Raw genomic sequence first — 18,724 nt, forward strand, 5'->3', positions numbered from 1 at the left:
AGGGCTTGCGGGACATGGCGGAGGACAGCACCGGGGACGTCGCGGGGGACGCGGCGGCGGGCGCAGGGCAGCACTACTTCACCGCGCAGCCGGCCGCCCCGGACGAGCGGCGGCGCCTGCGCGTCCACCTGGCGGGGCGGTCGGTGGAGGTGGAGACGGCACGCGGCGTCTTCAGCGCCGAGCGCCTGGACCCGGGCACGGCCGTGCTCCTGCCCCACCTCGACGCCGCGCACGAGGAGGACGCCCCCGACGAGGCGCAGGGGGACGCCCCGGTGCTGGACCTGGGGTGCGGCTGGGGGCCGGTGGCGCTGAGCCTGGCGCTGCACCGGCCGCAGCGACCGGTGTGGGCCGTCGACGTCAACGAGCGGGCCCTGGACCTGCTGCGCTCCACCGCCGCGCGCCTGGGCCTGGACGCCGTGCACTGCGCGCTGCCCGACGACGTGCCGGCCGAGGTGCGGTTCGCGTCGATCTGGTCCAACCCGCCGATCCGCATCGGCAAGGCCGAGCTGCACGCCCTGCTGCAGCGGTGGCTGCCGCGGCTGCGCCCGGGCGGGGCGGCCCACCTGGTCGTGCAGCGCAACCTCGGCGCGGACTCCCTGCACCGGTGGCTGGCCGAGGGCGGGGTGCCGGGGACGGTGGTGGAGCGGGAGGGCAGCTCCAAGGGCTTCCGGGTGCTGCGGGTCACCGCGTCGGGGACGGCGCCGGGCTGACGCCGGCCGCTCGCCGCAGGGCGGTCGCGACGGCCGCGGAGGACCCGGCCGGGCCCGGGAGCAGGTGCACGCTCCGGCGGGGCGCCGCCCGCAGCCCGACGACCGCCACCCCGGGGTCGCGCACGGCGCACAGCGCGAGGCCCGGAAGGAGGGCCACCCCGACACCGGCGGCGACGAGCTTCTGGGTGACGACGTAGTCGTCGGTGCTGTGGTGCACGTCGGGCTCGAAGCCGGCCTGGGCGGCGGTGCGCAGCAGGTGGGCGCGGCACCCGGGGCAGCCGGCGATCCAGCGCTCGCCGGCGAGGTCGGCCAGGTGCACGGGCGTCCCGGGCGCACCGGCGCGCGGTGCGAGGGCGTGGCCGCGGGGCAGGACGAGGTGCAGCGGGTCCTGCAGCAGGAGCTCGCCGCCGGGCGGGGCTTCGCCCCCGTGCTGGAAGACCACGGCGACGTCGACGTCGCCCGCGTCCAGGAGCTGCCGGGCCTCCTCGGGTGCGGCCTCGGTGAGGCGCACGTCGGGTGGGTCGCCGCGTCGCCGCAGGTCGGCGAGGGCCGCCGGCACGAGGGTGGCGCAGGCGGAGGGGAAGGCGGCCAGGCGGACGCGGCGAGCCTGCGCGGCGCCGAGGGTCGCCAGGTCGTCGGCGGCGAGGCGCAGCCGGTCGGCGATCACCTCGGCGTGGGCGGCGAGGGCGCGTCCGGCGGGGGTGAGGCTGACGCCGCGGGGCGTGCGCAGGACGAGGGCGCAACCGGTGGCCCGCTCCAGGTGGCGGACGTGCTGGGCGACCGCCGGCTGGGTCCACCCGAGGGCCTGGGCCGCGCGGGTGAGCGACCCGCGGCGGGCGACCTCGGCGAGGACGAGCAGCCGGCGGGGGTCCAGGTCCCGGGTGCCGCCGCCGAGCGTCATGGTCGGCGATCCAAGCAACGCTTGGGTCCGCCGTCGAGGAGGACGCCCTTCCGCCGCGCCCGGGCGGTGGCACAGGGTGGCGGCATGGGCGACGACGGCACGCAGAGCAGGGGTCCGGTCGGGAACGGAGGCGCGGACGGAGCCGGGGGCGCGGACCGGCTGGCGGCGGCGCAGGCCGAGTTCCGCCCGGAGACGACGTACCTGGACAGCGCCACGGCGGGCCTCCCCCCGGCGCGTGCCCTGCGCGCCCTGGCGCAGGCGCAGGAGCGGTGGGCCGCCGGGCGGGTGGACGCCCGCGGCTACGACGTGCCGGTGGAGGCGGCGCGCGCCGGCTACGCGGGGCTGGTCGGGGTGCGTCCGGCGGACGTGGCCGTGGGCAGCCAGGTCAGCGCCTTCGTGGGGGTCGTGGCCGCGTCGCTGCCCGACGGCTGCGAGGTGGTCGTGGCCGAGGGGGACTTCACCAGCGTCCTCTTCCCCTTCCACGCCCAGGCGGGGCGCGGGGTGCGGGTGCGGGAGGTGCCCCTGGAGGAGCTGCCGCAGGCCGCCGCGGACGGCGCCGAGCTGGTGGCCTGCTCGGCCGTGCAGTCCGCGGACGGGCGCGTGGCGGACCTGGACGCCCTGGCCGCCGGGGCGGACGCCAGCGGGTGCCGGGTGCTGCTGGACACGACGCAGGCCACGGGCTGGCTGCCCGTGGAGGCCGCGCGCTTCGCCTACACGGTCGGCGGGGGCTACAAGTGGCTGCTCGCGCCGCGCGGGACGTGCTTCGCGACGGTGCACCCGGACGAGGTCGAGCGCCTCGTTCCGCAGGCGGCGGGCTGGTACGCGGGCGCGGACCGCTGGAGCAGCATCTACGGCGGGCCGCTGCGGCTGGCGGAGTCGGCGCGCCGCTTCGACGTCTCCCCCGCGTGGCACTCGTGGGTGGGGCAGGCGGCGTCCCTGGAGCTGCTGACGGAGGTCGGGACGGCGACGCTGCACGCCCACGCACTGGGGCTGGCGGACCGGGCGAGGGCGGGGCTGGGGCTGCCGCCGGGGAACTCGGCGATCCTCAGCCTGGACGTGCCGCCGGAGGCGCTGGAGGAGCTGGCCGGGGCGGGTGTCGTCGGCAGCGTGCGCGCCGGACGGCTGCGGGTGTCCTTCCACGTGCACAACACCGCCGCCGACGTGGACCGGCTCCTGGGGTGCCTGGAGCCGCACGCGCGGGCGGGGCGGGTGTCGACCCGGAAGCTCAGCCCGCGCTGAGCACGCCCGCCTCCAGGACGCCGGCGGCGAGCACGCCGTCGGCCACGATCACGGCCGGGCCGGTGAGCAGGCACGTCCCCGCCTCGACGCTGCCCCCCGGCTCCACCGTCACGGTGAGCTGGCCGCCGGGGACGTCCACCCGCCACACGTCGGGGGCGCCGGCACCGGCCCAGAGGCGGGTGGCGAGCGCGGCGGCGCAGGCGCCCGTGCCGCAGGAGCGGGTCTCCCCCACGCCCCGCTCGTGGACGCGCATGACGACCTCGCCGATGTCCGGGCGGGAGTCGCCGGTGACGTCGACGGAGTGCAGGGGCACGACGAGCTCGACGTTGGTGCCGTAGGGGGGCACCGGCTCCACGACGGGGGCCCGGGTGAGGTCGGCCGCCGCCAGCTCGTCGGTGCCGGCCAGGGCGACGACGGTGTGGGGGTTGCCGAGGTCGAGGCTGAGGGCCGGCCGCGGCACGCCGTCGAGGCCGGGCACGCCGACGAGGGCGTCGCTGGCCGTGCGGGCGGCCTCGGCGCCGCCGCTGAGGCGCCAGGGGCCCATGTGCACGGTCCACTGCCCGTCGGCCTCGCGCCGCACCCGCTTGATCCCGCCGCGGGTGGCCACGGACCACCAGCGGCCGTCCCCGGCCTCGGCGGGCACGAAGCCCTCGCGCAGGAGGTACTCGGCGTAGACGCGCACGCCGTTGCCGCACATCTCCGACAGCGATCCGTCGGCGTTGCGGTAGTCCATGAACCACTCGGCCTCGGCGGCGAGGGGGACGCCCGCGCCGAGGGAGGCGCTGCGCACGGCGCGGATGAGCCCGTCGGCGCCGATGCCGGTGCGGCGGTCGCAGATCACCGCGACCTCCTCGGGCGAGGGGTCCCACTGCCCCGCGGGGTCGGGGACGAGCACGAAGTCGTTGGCGGTGCCGTGGCCCTTCGCGAAGGTCCTGCCGGTGGGGGCCGTGGGGGCGGTCACCCCGAGAGCGTACGGCCGCCGGCCGGGGTGGCGGCGAGGACCTGCCAGGCGTCGTCGGCGAGGTCCTGCGCGCCGCGCCCGTCGGGAGCCGCGATCCAGTGCACCCGCGGGTCGCGGCGGAACCACGACTCCTGCCGTCGGGCGAACTTCCGCGTCGCCCGCGCCGTCTCGGCGGCCGCCTCCTCCAGCGTGCAGCGGCCGTCGAGGGCGTCGAGCACCTGCGCGTAGCCGAGCGCGCGGGAGGCGGTGAGGCCGTCGCGCAGCCCCCGCGCGGCCAGGGCCTCCACCTCCGCCACGAGCCCGGCGTCCAGCATGCGCCGCACCCGGGCGTCGATGCGGGCGTCGAGCTGCTCGCGCGGCACCGCGAGGCCGATCTGCACCGCGGGGACGGCGTACTCGTGCTGCGGCATCGACGCCGAGAAGGGCCGCCCGGTCAGCTCGACGACCTCCAGCGCCCGCACGACGCGGCGGCCGTTGGAGGCCAGGATGCGCTCGGCCGCGACGGGGTCCAGCTCCGCCAGGTGCGCGTGCAGGGCGGGGGCGCCGACCTCCGCGAGGCGCTGCTCCCAGCGCCTGCGCACGGCGGGGTCGGTGCCGGGGAACTCCAGCCGGTCCAGGGCGGCGCGCACGTAGAGGCCGGAGCCGCCGACGAGCAGCGGCACCGCCCCGCGCGCCGCGATCTGCGCGAGGGCGGCACGGGCCTGTTCCTGGTAGGTGGCGACGTCGGCGGTCTCGGTGACGTCGAGGCGGTCGAGGAGGTGGTGCACGACGCCGCCGCGCTCGGTCTCGGACAGCTTGGCGGTGCCGACGTCCATGCCCCGGTAGAGCTGCATGGCGTCGGCGTTGACGACCTCGGCGTCGCGGCCGGCGGCGCGCAGGCGCAGGGCGAGGGCGACGGCCACGTCGGACTTGCCCGCCGCGGTGGGGCCGACGACGGCGACCACCCGGTCGACGCCCGCGGCGACGTCGGCGTCGGGGAGCGGGGTCGCGGCGGGAGCGGACGGCGGTGCTGCGGAGTGGCCCACGGGCGCATCGTGGCAGAGGATGGTTGACCGACCGGACGCCGAGAGACCGGGAGGTCACCGTGCAGCTGGACTCGATCCCCACCCCGGGGACGCCCGACTACCCCACGCCGCCGTCGCCGACGCCCCACCCTGGGCAGCCGGGGGAACCCCTGCCCGAGCCCGGCCCCCCGCCGCTGCCGGAGCCCGGCCCCGCGACGGTCCCCGATCCCAGTCCGCTCTCCGACCCGCACCCGGGCGGCGACCCCAAGCCGGGTCCGGCCGGGCCGCGGTCCGACCCCGCCTGAGGCGGGTGCGCCTCAGCGGCGCAGGGACGGCAGCCCGAGGGACACCGGGCGCGGCCCAGCGCCGGGAGGCGCACCGCAGCCGCCGCCCGCGGGCTCCTCCGCGGCCGGGCGCTGCTGCCGGGCCTGCCACGCGTCCCCGGCGCGGGTGCTGCGCACGGCCCACGCAGCGTGCACGTCCGCCTCGAGGTGGTGCGGCGCGCCGCGGGTGATCGTGACGGTGGCCATGTCACCGGGGCGCGGGACCTCGGAGCCCTCCGGCACGGAGAAGTGGACGAGGCGGTTGTCCGGGGCGCGCCCGGAGAGCCGGCGGGTCGCGGTGTCCTTGCGGCCCTCCCCCTCGGCCACCAGCACGTCGAGGGTGCGGCCCACCTGGGCGCGGTTCTCCGCCCAGGAGATCTCGTCCTGCAGCGCGACGAGGCGCTCGTAGCGCTCCTGCACGACGGCCTTGGGCACCTGGTCGGGCATCGTCGCGGCCGGGGTGCCGGGCCGCGGGGAGTACTGGAACGTGAACGCGCTGGAGAAGCGGGAGGCGGCCACGACGTCCAGGGTCGCCTGGAAGTCCTCCTCGGTCTCACCGGGGAAGCCGACGATGATGTCCGTGGTGATCGCCGCGTCCGGGATGGACGCGCGGACCCGGTCGATGATGGAGAGGAACCGGGCGCTGCGGTAGGAGCGGCGCATGGCGCGCAGGACGCGGTCGGAACCGGACTGCAGCGGCATGTGCAGGCTCGGCATCACGTTGGGGGTCTCGGCCATCGCGTCGACGACGTCGTCGGTGAAGGAGGAGGGGTGCGGGCTGGTGAAGCGCACCCGCTCCAGGCCCTCGATGCCCCCGCACGCGCGCAGCAGCTTGCCGAAGGCGAGGCGGTCGCCGAACTCCACGCCGTAGGTGTTGACGTTCTGCCCGAGCAGGGTGACCTCGAGGACGCCCTCGCCGACGAGCGCCTCGACCTCGGCGAGGATGTCACCGGGACGGCGGTCCTTCTCGGTGCCGCGCAGGCTGGGCACGATGCAGAACGTGCAGGTGTTGTTGCAGCCGACGCTGACGCTGACCCAGGCGGCGTAGGCGGAGTCGCGGCGGGTGGGCAGCGTGGAGGGGAAGACCTCCAGCGACTCCAGGATCTCCACCTGCGCCTCGGCGTTGTGCCGGGCGCGCTCCAGCAACGCGGGCAGCGACCCCACGTTGTGGGTGCCGAAGACGACGTCGACCCAGGGCGCGCGGCGGACGATCTCGCCGCGGTCCTTCTGCGCCAGGCAGCCGCCGACGGCGATCTGCATGCCGGGGCGGCGGGCCTTGACGGGGGCGAGGTGGCCGAGGTTGCCGTAGAGCTTGTTGTCGGCGTTCTCCCGGACCGCGCAGGTGTTGAAGACGACGACGTCGGCGTCCGTCCCGGCGGCGGTCCCCCGCTCGTCGAGGCGCACGTAGCCGGCGGCCTCGAGCAGGCCGGAGAGGCGCTCGGAGTCGTGGACGTTCATCTGGCAGCCGAAGGTGCGCACCTCGTAGGTGCGCGCGGGGGCCGTCGACTCGTCCGGGCGGGGCTCGGAGGGGCCGGGCGCGGGCTGCGGGAGGGTGCTCGTGCTCATGAGGCTTCCAGGGTAGGTCACCACCCCCGCTCCGGGTGCTGGCGCGGCCCACGTCACGCGTGGGTCACGATCTGCGCAGTCCCGCTCGCGCCTACTGATCAATTCGCGCGCCGAGGGGTACGGTCAGGCCGCATGACGGGCAGTGAGAGCAACGTGGCTTCCACCGGTCGGCGGCCGCTCGTGGAGTTGCGGGACGTCGACAAGCACTTCGGGGCCCTGCACGTCCTGCGCTCGGTCGACCTGACCGTCGGCGAGGGCGAGGTCGTCGTCGTCATCGGTCCCTCGGGGTCGGGCAAGTCGACGCTGTGCCGGACCATCAACCGCCTCGAGACCATCGACTCCGGCCGCATCACTCTCGACGGCAGGGAGCTGCCCGCCGAGGGCAAGGAGCTCGCGAAGCTGCGCGCCGACGTCGGCATGGTCTTCCAGTCGTTCAACCTCTTCGCCCACAAGACGGTGCGCGACAACGTCACCCTCGGACCGGTCAAGGCGCGGGGCAAGAGCGCCGCGGAGGCGAGGAAGAAGGCGGACGAACTGCTGGAGCGGGTCGGGGTCGCCAACCAGGCCGACAAGTACCCCGCCCAGCTCTCGGGCGGGCAGCAGCAGCGCGTCGCGATCGCACGGGCCCTGGCGATGGAGCCGAAGGTCATGCTGTTCGACGAGCCCACCTCCGCCCTCGACCCCGAGATGATCAACGAGGTCCTGGACGTGATGATCTCGCTGGCGAAGTCGGGCATGACGATGATCGTGGTCACGCACGAGATGGGCTTCGCCCGCCGCGCCGCCGACCGGGTCGTCTTCATGGCCGACGGGCAGATCCTCGAGGACGCCGAGCCCGAGCAGTTCTTCACCGCGCCCCGTCACGAGCGGTCGAAGGACTTCCTGTCCAAGATCCTCACCCACTGACCTGTCCCGGACGTCCCCACCCACAGCGCGGGGCCGAGCCGCCGTCCCACGAGGACGGCCGAACCACCACCACAGGAGGAACTCCCATGAGACTCATCCGCAGCGCAGCTCTCGCCGGCGCGGTCGCCCTCGCCCTCTCCGCATGCGGTGGCGGTGAGGACATCGAGGCGGAGGCTCCCGAGCCCGTCGCCGCCGAGGAGGCGGAGTTCGAGGCCGGCAGCACGATGGCCGAGCTCAGCGAGGCCGGCGAGATGACGATCGGCACGAAGTTCGACCAGCCCGGCTTCGGGCTGCGGGGTCTCGACGAGACCCCCGACGGGTTCGACGTGCGGATCGCCCAGTACATCGCCGCGCAGCTCGGGATCGAGGCCGACAAGATCAAGTGGGTCGAGTCGCCCAGCTCCCAGCGCGAGGACCTCATCGTCAACGGCGACGTCGACATGGTGGTCGCGACGTACACCATCAACGACAAGCGCAAGGAGCGCATCACCTTCGCCGGCCCCTACTACGTGGCGGGCCAGCAGATCATGGTGAAGAAGGACGACTCGACGATCTCCGGGCCGGAGGACCTCAAGGCCAACCCGGACGTCAAGATCTGCTCCGTCACCGGCTCCACCCCGGCGGAGAACATCCGCGAGTACCTCGCGAGCCCCGACCAGCTCGTGACCTTCGAGGTCTACGACGACTGCGTCACCCAGCTGGAGAACGGCCAGGTCCAGGCGGTGACCACCGACAACGTCATCCTCGTCGGCTACGTCGCGGAGAACGAGGGCAAGTTCAAGCTCGTCGGCGAGCAGTTCACCGAGGAGCCCTACGGCATCGGGATCGAGAAGGGCGACACCGCCTTCTGCGAGTTCATCAACGAGTCGCTGGAGAAGGCCGCCGAGGAGGGCTACTACGAGGAGGCCTGGAAGGAGACCGCCGGCGCCTACGAGGGCACCGAGGTCCCCGAGCTCCCCGAGCTCGAGCCCTGCGCCTGACAGTTCCGCAGGGGTCGGTCCCTGCACCACCTCCGGCCGGGGAGGGTGACGACGTCGTCGCCCTCCCCGGCCGCACGGACCGCGCGGAGGCGGCGACGTGGAGTTCCTGACCGAGCACTTCGACGACTTCGTCAACGGCTTCTTCCGCTCGTTGAGCATCGCCCTGTGGGGGGCCGTGGGCAGCCTGCTGCTCGGCACGCTGCTGGCGGTGTTCCGGGTGTCTCCCATCCCGGTGCTGCAGGGCTTCGGGGCGGCCTACGTGACCCTGGTGCGCAACACGCCGCTGACGGTGCTGCTGTTCGGGATGGCCTTCGGCGTCCCCGGCCTGGGCATCAACGCCTCGTTCTACCTGTTCGGCGTCGTCACGCTCATCCTCTACACGGCCGCCTTCGTGTGCGAGGCGATCCGCAGCGGCATCGCGACGGTGCCGATCGGGCAGGCGGAGGCGGCGCGCGCGATCGGCCTGACCTTCGGCCAGTCGCTGGGGCTGGTGATCCTGCCGCAGGCGATGCGGTCCGTGGTCCCGCCGGTGGGCAGCGTCATCATCGCGATGATCAAGAACTCGGCGGTCGTCGGTGCGGCGGGGGTCGGCAGCGACCTGTTCAGCGTCTACAAGCGGATGACGAGCGCCCTCGGCTACGCGCCGCTGCCGGTCCTGACCGCCGTGGCCGTCGCCTTCCTGATCATGACCTTGTCCACGGGGGCCCTGCTGGCCCTCGCCGAGCGACGGATGGCGGTGGCCCGGTGAGCGCTCCCCAGGCGGTTCTCTTCGACGCGCCGGGGCCGCGGGCCCGCCGGCGCATCCTCATCGCCAGCGTGGTCGCCGGCCTGGCGGTCCTCGCGCTGCTGGTCGTCGCAGTGCTGCGCCTGGTGGAGCGCGGGCAGTTCGACGCGGAGAAGTGGGCTCCCCTCGTCGACCCCAGCACGAAGGAGTTCCCGCAGGTGTGGGGGCTGCTGCTCGACGGCCTGCTGGTGACGCTGCAGGCCGCGGCGCTGGCGGTCGTGGCGTCGCTGCTCATCGGGGTGACCCTGGCCGCGGTCCGCCTCAGCCTGGGGCGCGCCGGCCGGATGCCGCTGGTGGCGCTCATGGAGCTGCTGCGTGGCCTGCCCGTCGTGGTGACGATCCTCTACGTGTACGTGGTGTTCCTGGCCACGGGGCTGGACGTGGAGCAGTTCTGGGCGCTCGTCGTCGGGCTCACCCTCTACAACTGCGTCATCATCGCGGAGATCACCCGGGCCGGTGTCCAGTCGCTGCCCAAGGGGCAGGTCGAGGCCGGACTCGCGGTCGGGCTGACCAAGTCCCAGGTGATGCGGCTCATCCAGCTGCCGCAGGCGCTGCGGGCGATGCTGCCGGCGATCATCAGCCAGCTCGTCGTCATCCTCAAGGACACCGCGCTGGCGATCGTGGTGCTCAACAGCGTGCACGACCTCATGTGGCACGCCAACAAGATCCGCATCTTCCTGGACAACCCGCTGCAGACCTACTTCGTGGTCGCGGTCATCTACATCCTGCTGAACCTGGTCCTTGACCGCCTGGCGCACTGGACGCAGCGGCGGCTCAGCCGGGCGGGCACGGAGAAGGTGGTCGACGAGGCCAATGCGCCCGTGGAGGGCGAGCCGCGCCGCTCGACGACCGCCTGAGGGCTGATCTGACACCGAGGGCGCCGGGGATCACCTCGGCGCCCTCGTCCACGTCCGAGGAGCCGCAGGTCGAGCGCTGCTGCGCGCGGCGCCGTGCCGGGTCAGAACTCCGGCACGGCGTCGTCGCCGCCCCCGGCGCCGCCGACGTCTCCCTCTTCCGCCAGGGTTTCGCGGACGACCCGGTAGGCCAGCCCGGCCCCGTAGCCCTTGCGCGCCAGCATGGCTGCGAGGCGCTGTGCGCGCTTGGCGGGTTCCACGCCCCTGGTCGAGCGCAGCTTCCGCCGGACCAGCGCGCGGGCCGCGGCCTCTTCGTCCTCACCGGTGACGGTCTCCAGGGCGGCGCGTGCGGTCTCGTCGTCGACGCCCTTGCGGCGCAGGTCCTGGGCGAGGGCTCGCCGGGCCAGTCCCTTCGTCTGCTGCCGGGAACGCACGAGCATGTCGGCGAAGGCGGCGTCGTCGATCAGGCCGACGTCGGTGAAGCGGTCGAGCACGGCCTCGGCGACATCGGCCGGGACGTTCTTCGTCGCCAGCTTCTCGGCGAGTTGCGCACGGCTGCGGGGAGCCATCGTGAGCTGGCGCAGCACGACAGCGCGCGCCACCGCGACGGGATCCGCGTCGGCGTCCTGCGGCTCGTCGGGGGGCGCGTCGCCCCGCCGGCGCCGAGACCCCCGCTGGGGAGTCTCGGCGCCGGGGTTGCTCAGAAGTCGACCTCCGCCTCAGCGGGGGCGTCGACGCGCGGGCCCACGCCGAGCTTCTCCTTGATGCGCTTCTCGATCTCGTCGGCGAGGTCGGGGTTGTCGCGCAGGAAGGCCCGGGCGTTCTCCTTGCCCTGGCCGAGCTGGTCGCCCTCGTACGTGTACCAGGCGCCGGCCTTGCGGACGAAGCCCTGCTCCACGCCCATGTCGATGAGGCCACCCTCACGGGAGATCCCCTGGCCGTAGATGATGTCGAACTCGGCCTGCTTGAACGGCGGGCTGACCTTGTTCTTGACCACCTTGACGCGGGTGCGGTTGCCGACGGGGACGGTGCCGTCCTTCAGCGTCTCGATGCGCCGGACGTCCAAGCGGACGGAGGCGTAGAACTTCAGCGCCTTTCCACCCGTCGTCGTCTCGGGCGAACCGAACATGACGCCGATCTTCTCGCGCAGCTGGTTGATGAAGATCGCCGTCGTCTTCGAGTTGCTCAGGGCGCCCGTGATCTTCCGGAGCGCCTGCGACATCAGGCGGGCCTGGAGGCCGACGTGACTGTCGCCCATCTCGCCCTCGATCTCGGCGCGCGGCACGAGGGCCGCCACCGAGTCGATGACGATGATGTCGAGCGCGCCGGAGCGGATCAGCATGTCCGCGATCTCCAGCGCCTGCTCACCGGTGTCGGGCTGGGACACCAGCAGGGCGTCGGTGTCCACGCCCAGCTTCGCGGCGTAGTCGGGGTCGAGCGCGTGCTCGGCGTCGATGAAGGCGGCGATGCCGCCCGCCCGCTGGGCGTTGGCCACGGCGTGCAGGGCCACGGTCGTCTTACCGGACGACTCGGGGCCGTACACCTCGATGACCCGGCCGCGCGGGAGCCCGCCGATGCCGAGGGCGACGTCGAGGGCGATGGCGCCGGTGGGGATGACCTCCATCGGCGCGCGCACTTCGTCGCCCAGCCGCATGACGGAGCCCTTGCCGAACTGACGGTCGATGCTGGCGAGTGCGGCGTCGAGGGCCTTCTCGCGGTCTGCAGGAGCGGGCATGTCCTCACCTCGGGTTGAGCGGCCGACTCCTCGGCCTGCGTCTCGTTCGTCGGTTCCTCTCCGACACCCCCAGACGCTAGACGGCACCTCCGACACGACCCCCGGACGCCGGGAGGCTGTGCACGGAGCGCTGCCGCTGGGCCCCTGTGGAGTGGTCGAGCGTATCCGAACACGTGTTCGAGGGCGAGTGGCCGCGCCCGGCGCGTCGCCGGGCGCCGGGGCTCGCGCGGCCACCCGCCCCACGGGCGCGCACCCGCCGCCCGTCGGCGTCGGGGTGGCGGGGCGCCGCGTCAGGCGGGGACGCCCTCCACCGCGCGGCGCAGCTCGGCGATGTCGATCCTGCGCATCCCGAAGAGCGCCTGGACGAGCCGCTGCCCGGCCTCCCCCCGCGCCGAGGCCAGCAGGTCGGGCAGCTCCGTCGGCACCACCTGCCAGGAGACGCCGAACCGGTCCTTGAGCCAGCCGCACTGCGCCTCCTCACCGCCGTCGGTGAGCGCGTCCCAGTAGTGGTCGACCTCGGCCTGGTCCGCGCACATGATCTGGAAGGAGACGGCCTCGGAGAAGGTGAACTGCGGGCCGCCGTTGAGGGCGACGTAGCGCTGCCCGTCGAGGCTGACGTCGACGGTCATGACGCTGTCCTCCCGGCCGGGCATCCCCGGGCCGTAGCGGGTCACGCCGAGGACCTCCGAGTTCGGGAAGATCGACGTGTAGTGCTCGGCTGCCTGCTCGGCCTGGTCGTCGAACCACAGGCACGGGATCGTGGTGGGCATCGCTGCGTCCTCTCTCTCCTGGGATGCGGGCCCGGTGCGGGTCCGCTCACCGGTGCAGACCGCGGGCGCGGCGGGAACTCATCGCCCGCGCGAGGTGGAGGTCCGGAATGACGGGCAGCGGAAGGGCACCGGCGCGCCTGGTCTGGGCGGTCGACCTGCTGGGAGTCCGGCCGGACGACGAGGTCCTGGAGGTCGGCTGCGGACGCGGCGTGGCGGCGGAGCTCGTCTGCCAGCGGCTGGGCTCGGGGCGCCTGACGGGCCTGGACCGCTCCGCGACGGCGGTGGCCGCGGCCGAGGCGCGCAACGCCCCGCACGTCGCCGCCGGACGGGCGCGCTTCGTCAGGGCCGCACTGGGCTCGGCGGATCCGGCCTCGCTCGGGACGTTCAACGCGGTCCTCGCCGTGAACGTGAACCTGTTCTGGACGGACCCCGCCGCGACGGAGCTGGACCTGCTCAGGCGGCTGCTCGTCCCCGGAGGGCGGCTCCTGCTCGTCTACGAACCGCCGTCGCGGGACCTCCTGGAACGGCTCGACACCACGGTGACCGGAAACCTGCGCACCGCAGGGTGGTCCTGCCGGTCCCGGCGGGGTGGGGGCGAGGCGCCCCTGCTCGGCGTCCTCGCCACCCCTGCGGGCTGACGCGGCCCGGAAGTGTGACGGCGCGGACGGGGCTTCTCAGGCGGGGCGGGCCAGATGGGGCGCCCTCAGTCCATGCCGCCGATCATCGCGGCCAGCAGGGCTGCCAGCGCGCCCGTGCCGGCGACGAGGACCCCGAGGCCCGCCAGGGCGGCACGCGCCACCCCGAGGCGGGGCCGCAGCAGGACGGCGGCCGCTCCGGAGGCGACGAGGACGAGGATCATCGCGGTAAAGGTGAACGGCACGGCAGACCTCCCCGCCCCGCGGCCGGGTGCCACCGGGGCCGGGCCCGATGCTGGCAGCTCCGCAGTGCGGGGCGGGGGTGCGGTCGCAGGATCCCCACCAACCCGCCCCCTCCGGACCACCCCACCGGAGGACGGAGCGTCCCCACGGACGTCCGACCACGTCGTCAAGAATGGTTGACGACAGCATGGTCGTCAACTTACATTGACGACCATGCCGGAGCACGAGCAGGTGCTGGAGGACAGCACCGCCCCCGACCCCGCGATCGGACTGCGGGGCGTCGCCGCACTGCGGCGCCTCGCCGAGCGCCTCGAGGACCTCCAGGTCGACAGCGCCCGACGGCAGGGGTGGTCGTGGTCGGAGATCGCCGCGGCACTCGGGGTGTCCAAGCAGGCGGTCCACAAGAAGCACGCGGCGCGCCTGACGGCCGCCGGGGACAGGAGGACGTGATGTTCGAACGGTTCAGCAGCGCGGCGCGCCGGGCCGTCGTCGAGGCCCAGGAGCACGCCCGCGCACTGCACGCCCCCGAGGTCGGTGCGGAGCACCTGCTCCTCGCCGTCGCCTCGCTCGGCGACCCGGTCGCAGCCGCCGCCCTCGCGGACCTGGGCCTGGACGGCGCCACCCTGCGGGAGGAGGTGCAGGCGCTCTCGCGACCCGACGCCGCGGCACTGCGCACGCTCGGGATCGACCCGGACGACGTCCGGCGTCGCGCCGAGGAGGCCTTCGGCGCGGGAGCGCTGGACTCCCCCGCACCCACCCCCGCCCGGCGCGGCCCGCTCCAGCGCCTGTTCGGCCGCGACGGCGGCCACATCCGGTTCAGCGGCGCCGCGAAGGAGGCGCTGGAGAACTCGCTGCGCGAGTGCCTCGCCCTGCACCACGACGCGATCCGCCCCGAGCACCTCCTGCTGGGACTGCTCAGCAGCGGGCGCACGCCGGTCGCCCACCTCGTGCGGCAGGCGGGCGTCGACCCCGCCGCGATCAGGTCCGCCGTTCTCGACCGCCTCCGCGGCGCCGCCTGACGCCGCCTGCGCCACCGGCCCACCCGGCACCACCCGCCACGTCGCCGCGCCTTCCGCTGCGCCCCGGCCTTCGGCCGCCCTTGACGGCCCGCCTCGGCGACACACACCAGCGGGAAGGTCAGGCCGTCCCCCGGTCCGCACGGGCCGCCGCGCGGCAGTCGTCCAGCCGCTGCGCCACGAGCAGCACCCCGCGCAGCGCGCCGTGGGAGGACAGGGCTCGCAGGGCGAAGCGGGAGCAGCTCGGGGACAGCCGGCACACCGGGCGCGCCCTGCGGACCGAGACCTCCAGCTGGTAGGTGCGCACCGCACGCCAGAGGAACCGCGCCGCGACCGTGGCCGGGGCCGCCGTGTGCGGATCGGCGCCACGGGCCGTCAGGGTCAGCAGGCAGACCCGCGCCAGGCATAGCGGGGAGAGGAGCAGCAGCAGGCAGTCACCAGCGCCGGTGCAGCCCTCGCACCCGCAGTCGCCGCAGCCGTCCTTGACGTCGCGCTTGAACCGCCTCCAGCGGCCGCCCGGTCGGCGGTGGCGGTGGCGGTGGCGGTGGCGGTGGTCCACGGGCTCTCCGGTCTGCGGAACGGGAACCTGCATCCTGGCGCACCGCCGGCCGGGCGGGAGCAGCGGCGGGTGGCCCCTGCGACCATGGCCGGATGGCGCAGCTGCGCACCCTGCACACCAGTGACCTCGACACCGGCCTGCGCCGGGGCGTGCGCGCCCTGCTCGACGCCGCCTTCGGGGGGGACTTCGGCGACGCCGACTGGGACCACACCCTCGGCGGGATGCACGCACTCGTGCTGGCGGACGGGGAGCTCCTCGCGCACGGTTGCGTGGTCCAGCGGCGGTTGCTGCACTCCGGGCGGGCGCTGCGCACCGGCTACGTCGAGGGCGTCGCGGTGTGCGCCGACCGGCGCGGGCGCGGGCACGGGGCCGCTGTGATGGCGGAGCTGGAGCGCATCGTGCGCGCCGGCTACGACGTCGGCGCGCTCAGCGCCGCCGACGGCGTGGGCGGTTTCTACGTGCGGCGCGGCTGGCGGCCGTGGCGAGGACCCACGTCCGTTCTGGCGCCCGCGGGGATCACGCCCACCCCCGACGACGACGGAGGCGTGCACGTGCTGCCCGTCTCGGGCGACCTCGACGTCGGCGGCGCTCTCGTGTGCGACTGGCGGGAGGGGGACGTCTGGTGAGGTCGGCGCCCGCGCGTCGGCGGCGCGCTCAGGACAGCAGGAGCCGATCCAGGCGCCGGGCGGCCACCACCAGGCCGGCGGCCGCCATGACGGCGAAGACCGCGGCGTGGCCGAGCAGGCCCCAGCCCACGTCGCCCAGCAGCAGGGAGCGCTCCAGCTGCACGGCGTGGAACAGCGGGGTGGCCTGCACCAGCCACTGCACGGCCGGCGGGTAGGTGCTCAGCGGGTAGAACGTCGCGGAGAACAGGAACATCGGCAGCACCGCGAGCTGCACGAACTCGAAGTCCGTCCACGTCCGCATGTACGTCGAGGCCGCCATGCCCACGGCCGCGAAGCCGAAGCCGATGAGGACCGCCGCGGGCAGTGCCAGCAGCGCCCACCAGGACGCGACGAACCCGGCGGCGACCAGCACCAGCAGGAACGCCCCCGCGTAGACGGCCCCCCGCAGCAGGGCCCAGCCGATCTCCGCCACGGCGACGTCCCACGGCCGCAGCGGCGTGGAGAGCACCGACTCGTACAGCCGGGTGTACTTCAGCTTGAAGAACACCGAGATGGTGGAGTCGAACACCGCCCCGTTCATGGCGCTCGCGGCCAGCAGCGCCGGGGCCACGAACATCGCGTAGGGCACGCTGCGCCCGGGTTCCACCTCGATCGGGCCGACGAGCGCCCCGAGGCCCACGCCGAGGGACAGCAGGTAGAACACCGGCTCGAAGAACCCGCTGGCGATGACGATCCAGTACCGGCGGGCGGAGCGGGCGTTGCGCTCCAGCAGCCGCCACGCCAGGCCCGCGCCCAGCGGGAAGGGGACGGAGCGCGCCACGGCGCGCAGCGCACCGCCCGGGGGTGCCTGGACGCTCACCGCTGCAACCTCCTCGTCAGGGTCCGGCGCGCCACGAGCAGCCCGCCGAGGAACCACAGGAGCAGGTACGCCACGTGCAGCGCCGCCGGGCCCGCCTCGGGGGTGCCGAGGCTGAGCTGCCGGCACAGGTCCACCCCGTGCCACAGCGGTGTCGCGTAGGCGAGCTGCTCCAGGACCGGCGGCAGGTCCCGCGCCGGGAAGAACGTGCCGGAGAACAGGAACAGCGGGGTGACGACGAGCCGGAACAGCAGCATGAAGCCGGTGTCGCGCTCCTGCGTCGCCGAGAACGCGAACACCGGCGCGGCGTGCGCGAGCCCGCACAGCAGTGCCGCCGGCAACGCGAGCAGCGCCCACGGCGAGAGGACCGCGCCCAGCAGGGTCGCGACCGCGAGGAACACCGCGGCCGTGGCGAGGATGCGCACCGCGATGAACGCCATGTGCCCCAGCAGCACATCGACGACGGTGAGCGGGGTGGCCAGCATCGCGTGGTACTGCCGCTGCCACTTCACCGCGGCCATGACGGGGAAGGTGGACTCCCCCACGCCCGTCTGCATCGCCGTGGCGGCCAGCACCCCGGGGGCGACGAAGGCGACGTAGGCGACGCCCATCGCCGGTCCCCCCGGCCCCGCGTCGACCAGCGCCCCGAGGCCGAAGCCCATCGAGGCGAGGAAGAGCACGGGAGCCAGGAAGGAGCTGATGGCCGAGCCGAACCAGTTGCGGCGGTAGTTCACCAGCCAGAAGGAGAACGCCCGTCCCGCCATGAGACCGGGCCGCGGTGGGCGCGCGGGCGCCGCGGATCCGCGCTGGGAGGCCGTGCCGGCCGTGGCGCCGCCCATCAGTCCACCAGCGTCCGGCCGGTGAGGTGGAGGAAGACGTCCTCCAGCGTGGAGCGGCGGGTGAGGGCGGAGACGACCGCGAACCCGCGCTGCTCCGCCTCGGCCGCCGCGGCGTCGGCGTCGTCGGTGTAGACGAGCACCCGGTCGGGCAGCACCTCGGTGCGCCGGGCGTCGCGGGCGAGCAGCTCCGCGACCCGGGCGGGCTCGGACCCCGCCACCCCGTCCGCCAGGCGCAGCTCCAGCACCTCCCGGGTGGAGTACTGCCGGATCAGCTCCCGCGGGGAGCCCTCCGCGGCGATGCGTCCGCCGTCCATCACGACGAGCCGGTCGCACAGCTGCTCGGCCTCGTCCATGTAGTGCGTGGTGAGGACGAGGGTGACGCCCTGGCGCTTGAGGCGGAACAGCCGGTCCCACAGCACGTGGCGGGCCTGCGGGTCGAGGCCGGTGGTGGGCTCGTCGAGCAGGAGGATGTCGGGGTCGTTGACGAGGGCGCGCGCGATGGTGAGGCGGCGCTTCATGCCTCCCGAGAGCGGCTCGACGCGGTCGTCGGCGCGCTCGGTGAGCTGGGCGAACTCCAGCAGCTCGTCGGCCTTGGCCCTGGACTGCGCGCGGGAGAGGCCGAAGTAGCGGGCGTAGACGACGACGTTCTCCCGGACGGTGAGCTCCTCGTCGAGGGTGTCGCGCTGGGGGACGACGCCGAGGCGGGCGCGGATCGCGGAGCCGTCGTGGACGGGGTCCAGGCCGAGGATGCGCAGCGTGCCCGCGCTGGGCGGGGACACGCAGCCGACCATCCGCATGGTGGAGGACTTGCCGGCGCCGTTGGGGCCGAGGAAGCCGAAGGCCTCTCCCGCGGCCACGGAGACGTCGATGCCGTCGACGGCGGTGAACCCCCCGAAGCGCTTGACGAGGCCGCGGGCCTCGATGAGGGGGCCGGCCGGAACCTGCCCGGCGAGGGTGCCGGCGGGGGCGGGGCTGGTCACGTCGGACGACCCTAGCGGGCGGCCCCGGCGCGGTGAATCGGTTTAGAGGCGCCCGGGACCGCGTCGCGGGGCGCCGCCGCAACGTTTGCAAGAAGCGTTGCAGAGCTGCAAGAAGTTCCATAACCTGCCGCTGCACGGTTCCTCCCGCCCGACCGTCGCGCCGCCGGTGCAGCGCACCCGCGGCCTCGATGACGAGGCAACGCGGCTCGGAGGGGACGGCTCGCCCCGCCGGCTCCG

General features: G+C 74.6%; 22 protein-coding genes. 10 read left to right on the plus strand and 12 right to left on the minus strand.

What is annotated here, in order from left to right; all coding sequences use genetic code 11:
- Positions 1–14: 14 nt before the first annotated feature.
- Complete coding sequence (locus CLV92_RS00700; RefSeq protein WP_104430868.1) at positions 15–710, plus strand: class I SAM-dependent methyltransferase; 696 nt, start codon at positions 15–17, stop codon at positions 708–710.
- Here CLV92_RS00700 and CLV92_RS00705 read toward each other — a convergent pair.
- Complete coding sequence (locus CLV92_RS00705; protein WP_104430869.1) at positions 682–1,611, minus strand: LysR family transcriptional regulator; 930 nt, start codon at positions 1,609–1,611, stop codon at positions 682–684. The two genes, CLV92_RS00700 and CLV92_RS00705, sit on opposite strands and share 29 nt — an antisense overlap.
- An 84-nt stretch (positions 1,612–1,695) precedes the next feature.
- Between CLV92_RS00705 and CLV92_RS00710 the strand changes: the two genes are divergently transcribed.
- On the plus strand, positions 1,696–2,850 hold the full coding sequence (locus CLV92_RS00710; protein WP_104431236.1) for an aminotransferase class V-fold PLP-dependent enzyme: 1,155 nt from the start codon (positions 1,696–1,698) through the stop codon (positions 2,848–2,850).
- Here the strand turns inward: CLV92_RS00710 and dapF are convergent.
- From dapF to miaB, 3 genes are all read right to left on the minus strand, one after another.
- On the minus strand, positions 2,837–3,811 hold the full coding sequence (gene dapF, locus CLV92_RS00715) for a diaminopimelate epimerase (protein WP_104430870.1): 975 nt from the start codon (positions 3,809–3,811) through the stop codon (positions 2,837–2,839). The two genes, CLV92_RS00710 and dapF, sit on opposite strands and share 14 nt — an antisense overlap.
- Positions 3,808–4,755 carry a tRNA (adenosine(37)-N6)-dimethylallyltransferase MiaA gene (miaA, locus tag CLV92_RS00720; protein ID WP_104431237.1) on the minus strand — a complete coding sequence of 316 codons (948 nt, stop codon included), beginning with the start codon at positions 4,753–4,755 and terminating at the stop codon, positions 3,808–3,810. The genes dapF and miaA overlap by 4 nt, the downstream gene beginning before the upstream one ends.
- A gap of 377 nt (positions 4,756–5,132) precedes the next feature.
- Complete coding sequence (gene miaB / locus CLV92_RS00725; RefSeq protein WP_104430871.1) at positions 5,133–6,704, minus strand: tRNA (N6-isopentenyl adenosine(37)-C2)-methylthiotransferase MiaB; 1,572 nt, start codon at positions 6,702–6,704, stop codon at positions 5,133–5,135.
- A 132-nt stretch (positions 6,705–6,836) separates the two neighbouring features.
- On the opposite strand from miaB, the gene CLV92_RS00730 reads away from it, so the two are divergent.
- The 4 genes from CLV92_RS00730 (at position 6,837) to CLV92_RS00745 (ending at position 10,231) form a co-directional block, all read left to right on the plus strand.
- Complete coding sequence (locus CLV92_RS00730) at positions 6,837–7,610, plus strand: amino acid ABC transporter ATP-binding protein (RefSeq protein WP_104430872.1); 774 nt, start codon at positions 6,837–6,839, stop codon at positions 7,608–7,610.
- An 86-nt stretch (positions 7,611–7,696) separates the two neighbouring features.
- Positions 7,697–8,590, plus strand: a complete 894-nt coding sequence (locus tag CLV92_RS00735; protein WP_104430873.1) for a glutamate ABC transporter substrate-binding protein — start codon at positions 7,697–7,699, stop codon at positions 8,588–8,590.
- A 97-nt stretch (positions 8,591–8,687) separates the two neighbouring features.
- Positions 8,688–9,338, plus strand: coding sequence for an amino acid ABC transporter permease (locus CLV92_RS00740; RefSeq protein WP_104430874.1), 651 nt, complete (start codon positions 8,688–8,690; stop codon positions 9,336–9,338).
- Positions 9,335–10,231, plus strand: coding sequence for an amino acid ABC transporter permease (locus tag CLV92_RS00745; protein WP_104430875.1), 897 nt, complete (start codon positions 9,335–9,337; stop codon positions 10,229–10,231). Before CLV92_RS00740 ends, CLV92_RS00745 begins: the two co-directional genes overlap by 4 nt.
- A gap of 101 nt (positions 10,232–10,332) precedes the next feature.
- Here CLV92_RS00745 and CLV92_RS00750 read toward each other — a convergent pair whose 3' ends face one another.
- From CLV92_RS00750 to CLV92_RS00760, 3 genes are all read right to left on the minus strand, one after another.
- Complete coding sequence (locus CLV92_RS00750) at positions 10,333–10,830, minus strand: regulatory protein RecX (protein ID WP_245886292.1); 498 nt, start codon at positions 10,828–10,830, stop codon at positions 10,333–10,335.
- 98 nt (positions 10,831–10,928) lie between these two features.
- Positions 10,929–11,963, minus strand: a complete 1,035-nt coding sequence (recA, locus tag CLV92_RS00755) for a recombinase RecA (RefSeq protein WP_104430876.1) — start codon at positions 11,961–11,963, stop codon at positions 10,929–10,931.
- 290 nt (positions 11,964–12,253) lie between these two features.
- Positions 12,254–12,733 (minus strand): VOC family protein, encoded by a 480-nt coding sequence (locus CLV92_RS00760; protein ID WP_104430877.1) that lies wholly within the window; start codon positions 12,731–12,733, stop codon positions 12,254–12,256.
- Positions 12,734–12,840: 107 nt separating this feature from the next.
- Between CLV92_RS00760 and CLV92_RS00765 the strand changes: the two genes are divergently transcribed.
- Positions 12,841–13,371, plus strand: a complete 531-nt coding sequence (locus tag CLV92_RS00765; RefSeq protein ID WP_158257087.1) for a class I SAM-dependent methyltransferase — start codon at positions 12,841–12,843, stop codon at positions 13,369–13,371.
- Between the two features lie 65 nt (positions 13,372–13,436).
- On the opposite strand, the gene CLV92_RS21225 is transcribed toward CLV92_RS00765, so the two are convergent.
- A complete protein-coding gene (locus tag CLV92_RS21225; protein WP_158257088.1) occupies positions 13,437–13,613 on the minus strand; it encodes a hypothetical protein in 177 nt (58 codons plus the stop codon).
- Between the two features lie 211 nt (positions 13,614–13,824).
- Between CLV92_RS21225 and CLV92_RS00770 the strand changes: the two genes are divergently transcribed.
- The gene (locus CLV92_RS00770; protein ID WP_104430879.1) at positions 13,825–14,061 is read left to right on the plus strand and encodes an RNA polymerase subunit sigma-70; all 237 of its coding nucleotides are present in this window, start codon (positions 13,825–13,827) and stop codon (positions 14,059–14,061) included.
- On the plus strand, positions 14,061–14,630 hold the full coding sequence (locus tag CLV92_RS00775; protein WP_104430880.1) for a Clp protease N-terminal domain-containing protein: 570 nt from the start codon (positions 14,061–14,063) through the stop codon (positions 14,628–14,630). Before CLV92_RS00770 ends, CLV92_RS00775 begins: the two co-directional genes overlap by 1 nt.
- 118 nt (positions 14,631–14,748) lie before the next feature.
- Here the strand turns inward: CLV92_RS00775 and yidD are convergent, their stop codons facing one another.
- Positions 14,749–15,219 (minus strand): membrane protein insertion efficiency factor YidD, encoded by a 471-nt coding sequence (yidD, locus tag CLV92_RS00780; RefSeq protein WP_104430881.1) that lies wholly within the window; start codon positions 15,217–15,219, stop codon positions 14,749–14,751.
- Positions 15,220–15,278: 59 nt separating this feature from the next.
- On the opposite strand from yidD, the gene CLV92_RS00785 reads away from it, so the two are divergent.
- Positions 15,279–15,812 (plus strand): GNAT family N-acetyltransferase, encoded by a 534-nt coding sequence (locus tag CLV92_RS00785; protein WP_104430882.1) that lies wholly within the window; start codon positions 15,279–15,281, stop codon positions 15,810–15,812.
- A gap of 28 nt (positions 15,813–15,840) precedes the next feature.
- Here CLV92_RS00785 and CLV92_RS00790 read toward each other — a convergent pair whose 3' ends face one another.
- From CLV92_RS00790 to CLV92_RS00800, 3 genes are read right to left on the minus strand one after another with little or no spacing between them, the layout of a single operon-like run.
- The gene (locus CLV92_RS00790; RefSeq protein ID WP_211290740.1) at positions 15,841–16,671 is read right to left on the minus strand and encodes an ABC transporter permease; all 831 of its coding nucleotides are present in this window, start codon (positions 16,669–16,671) and stop codon (positions 15,841–15,843) included.
- Positions 16,668–17,507 carry an ABC transporter permease gene (locus CLV92_RS00795; protein WP_211290741.1) on the minus strand — a complete coding sequence of 280 codons (840 nt, stop codon included), beginning with the start codon at positions 17,505–17,507 and terminating at the stop codon, positions 16,668–16,670. The genes CLV92_RS00790 and CLV92_RS00795 overlap by 4 nt, the downstream gene beginning before the upstream one ends.
- Positions 17,507–18,487 carry an ABC transporter ATP-binding protein gene (locus tag CLV92_RS00800; protein WP_104430883.1) on the minus strand — a complete coding sequence of 327 codons (981 nt, stop codon included), beginning with the start codon at positions 18,485–18,487 and terminating at the stop codon, positions 17,507–17,509. Before CLV92_RS00800 ends, CLV92_RS00795 begins: the two co-directional genes overlap by 1 nt.
- Positions 18,488–18,724: the final 237 nt, after the last annotated feature.

The sequence above is a fragment of the Kineococcus xinjiangensis genome (assembly GCF_002934625.1).
In the GTDB taxonomy this organism is placed as follows: domain Bacteria; phylum Actinomycetota; class Actinomycetes; order Actinomycetales; family Kineococcaceae; genus Kineococcus_A; species Kineococcus_A xinjiangensis.

Coding starts and splice junctions, on each gene's coding strand:
- CLV92_RS00795 (WP_211290741.1), bottom strand. CDS start 17,507: ATGGGCGGCGCCACGGCCGGCACGGCCTCCCAGCGCGGATCCGCGGCG.
- CLV92_RS00760 (WP_104430877.1), bottom strand. CDS start 12,733: ATGCCCACCACGATCCCGTGCCTGTGGTTCGACGACCAGGCCGAGCAG.
- CLV92_RS00785 (WP_104430882.1), top strand. CDS start 15,279: ATGGCGCAGCTGCGCACCCTGCACACCAGTGACCTCGACACCGGCCTG.
- CLV92_RS00765 (WP_158257087.1), top strand. CDS start 12,841: ATGACGGGCAGCGGAAGGGCACCGGCGCGCCTGGTCTGGGCGGTCGAC.
- miaB (WP_104430871.1), bottom strand. CDS start 6,704: ATGAGCACGAGCACCCTCCCGCAGCCCGCGCCCGGCCCCTCCGAGCCC.
- CLV92_RS00735 (WP_104430873.1), top strand. CDS start 7,697: ATGAGACTCATCCGCAGCGCAGCTCTCGCCGGCGCGGTCGCCCTCGCC.
- CLV92_RS00730 (WP_104430872.1), top strand. CDS start 6,837: ATGACGGGCAGTGAGAGCAACGTGGCTTCCACCGGTCGGCGGCCGCTC.
- CLV92_RS00710 (WP_104431236.1), top strand. CDS start 1,696: ATGGGCGACGACGGCACGCAGAGCAGGGGTCCGGTCGGGAACGGAGGC.
- CLV92_RS00775 (WP_104430880.1), top strand. CDS start 14,061: ATGTTCGAACGGTTCAGCAGCGCGGCGCGCCGGGCCGTCGTCGAGGCC.
- yidD (WP_104430881.1), bottom strand. CDS start 15,219: ATGCAGGTTCCCGTTCCGCAGACCGGAGAGCCCGTGGACCACCGCCAC.
- CLV92_RS00770 (WP_104430879.1), top strand. CDS start 13,825: ATGCCGGAGCACGAGCAGGTGCTGGAGGACAGCACCGCCCCCGACCCC.
- CLV92_RS00705 (WP_104430869.1), bottom strand. CDS start 1,611: ATGACGCTCGGCGGCGGCACCCGGGACCTGGACCCCCGCCGGCTGCTC.
- recA (WP_104430876.1), bottom strand. CDS start 11,963: ATGCCCGCTCCTGCAGACCGCGAGAAGGCCCTCGACGCCGCACTCGCC.
- CLV92_RS00700 (WP_104430868.1), top strand. CDS start 15: ATGGCGGAGGACAGCACCGGGGACGTCGCGGGGGACGCGGCGGCGGGC.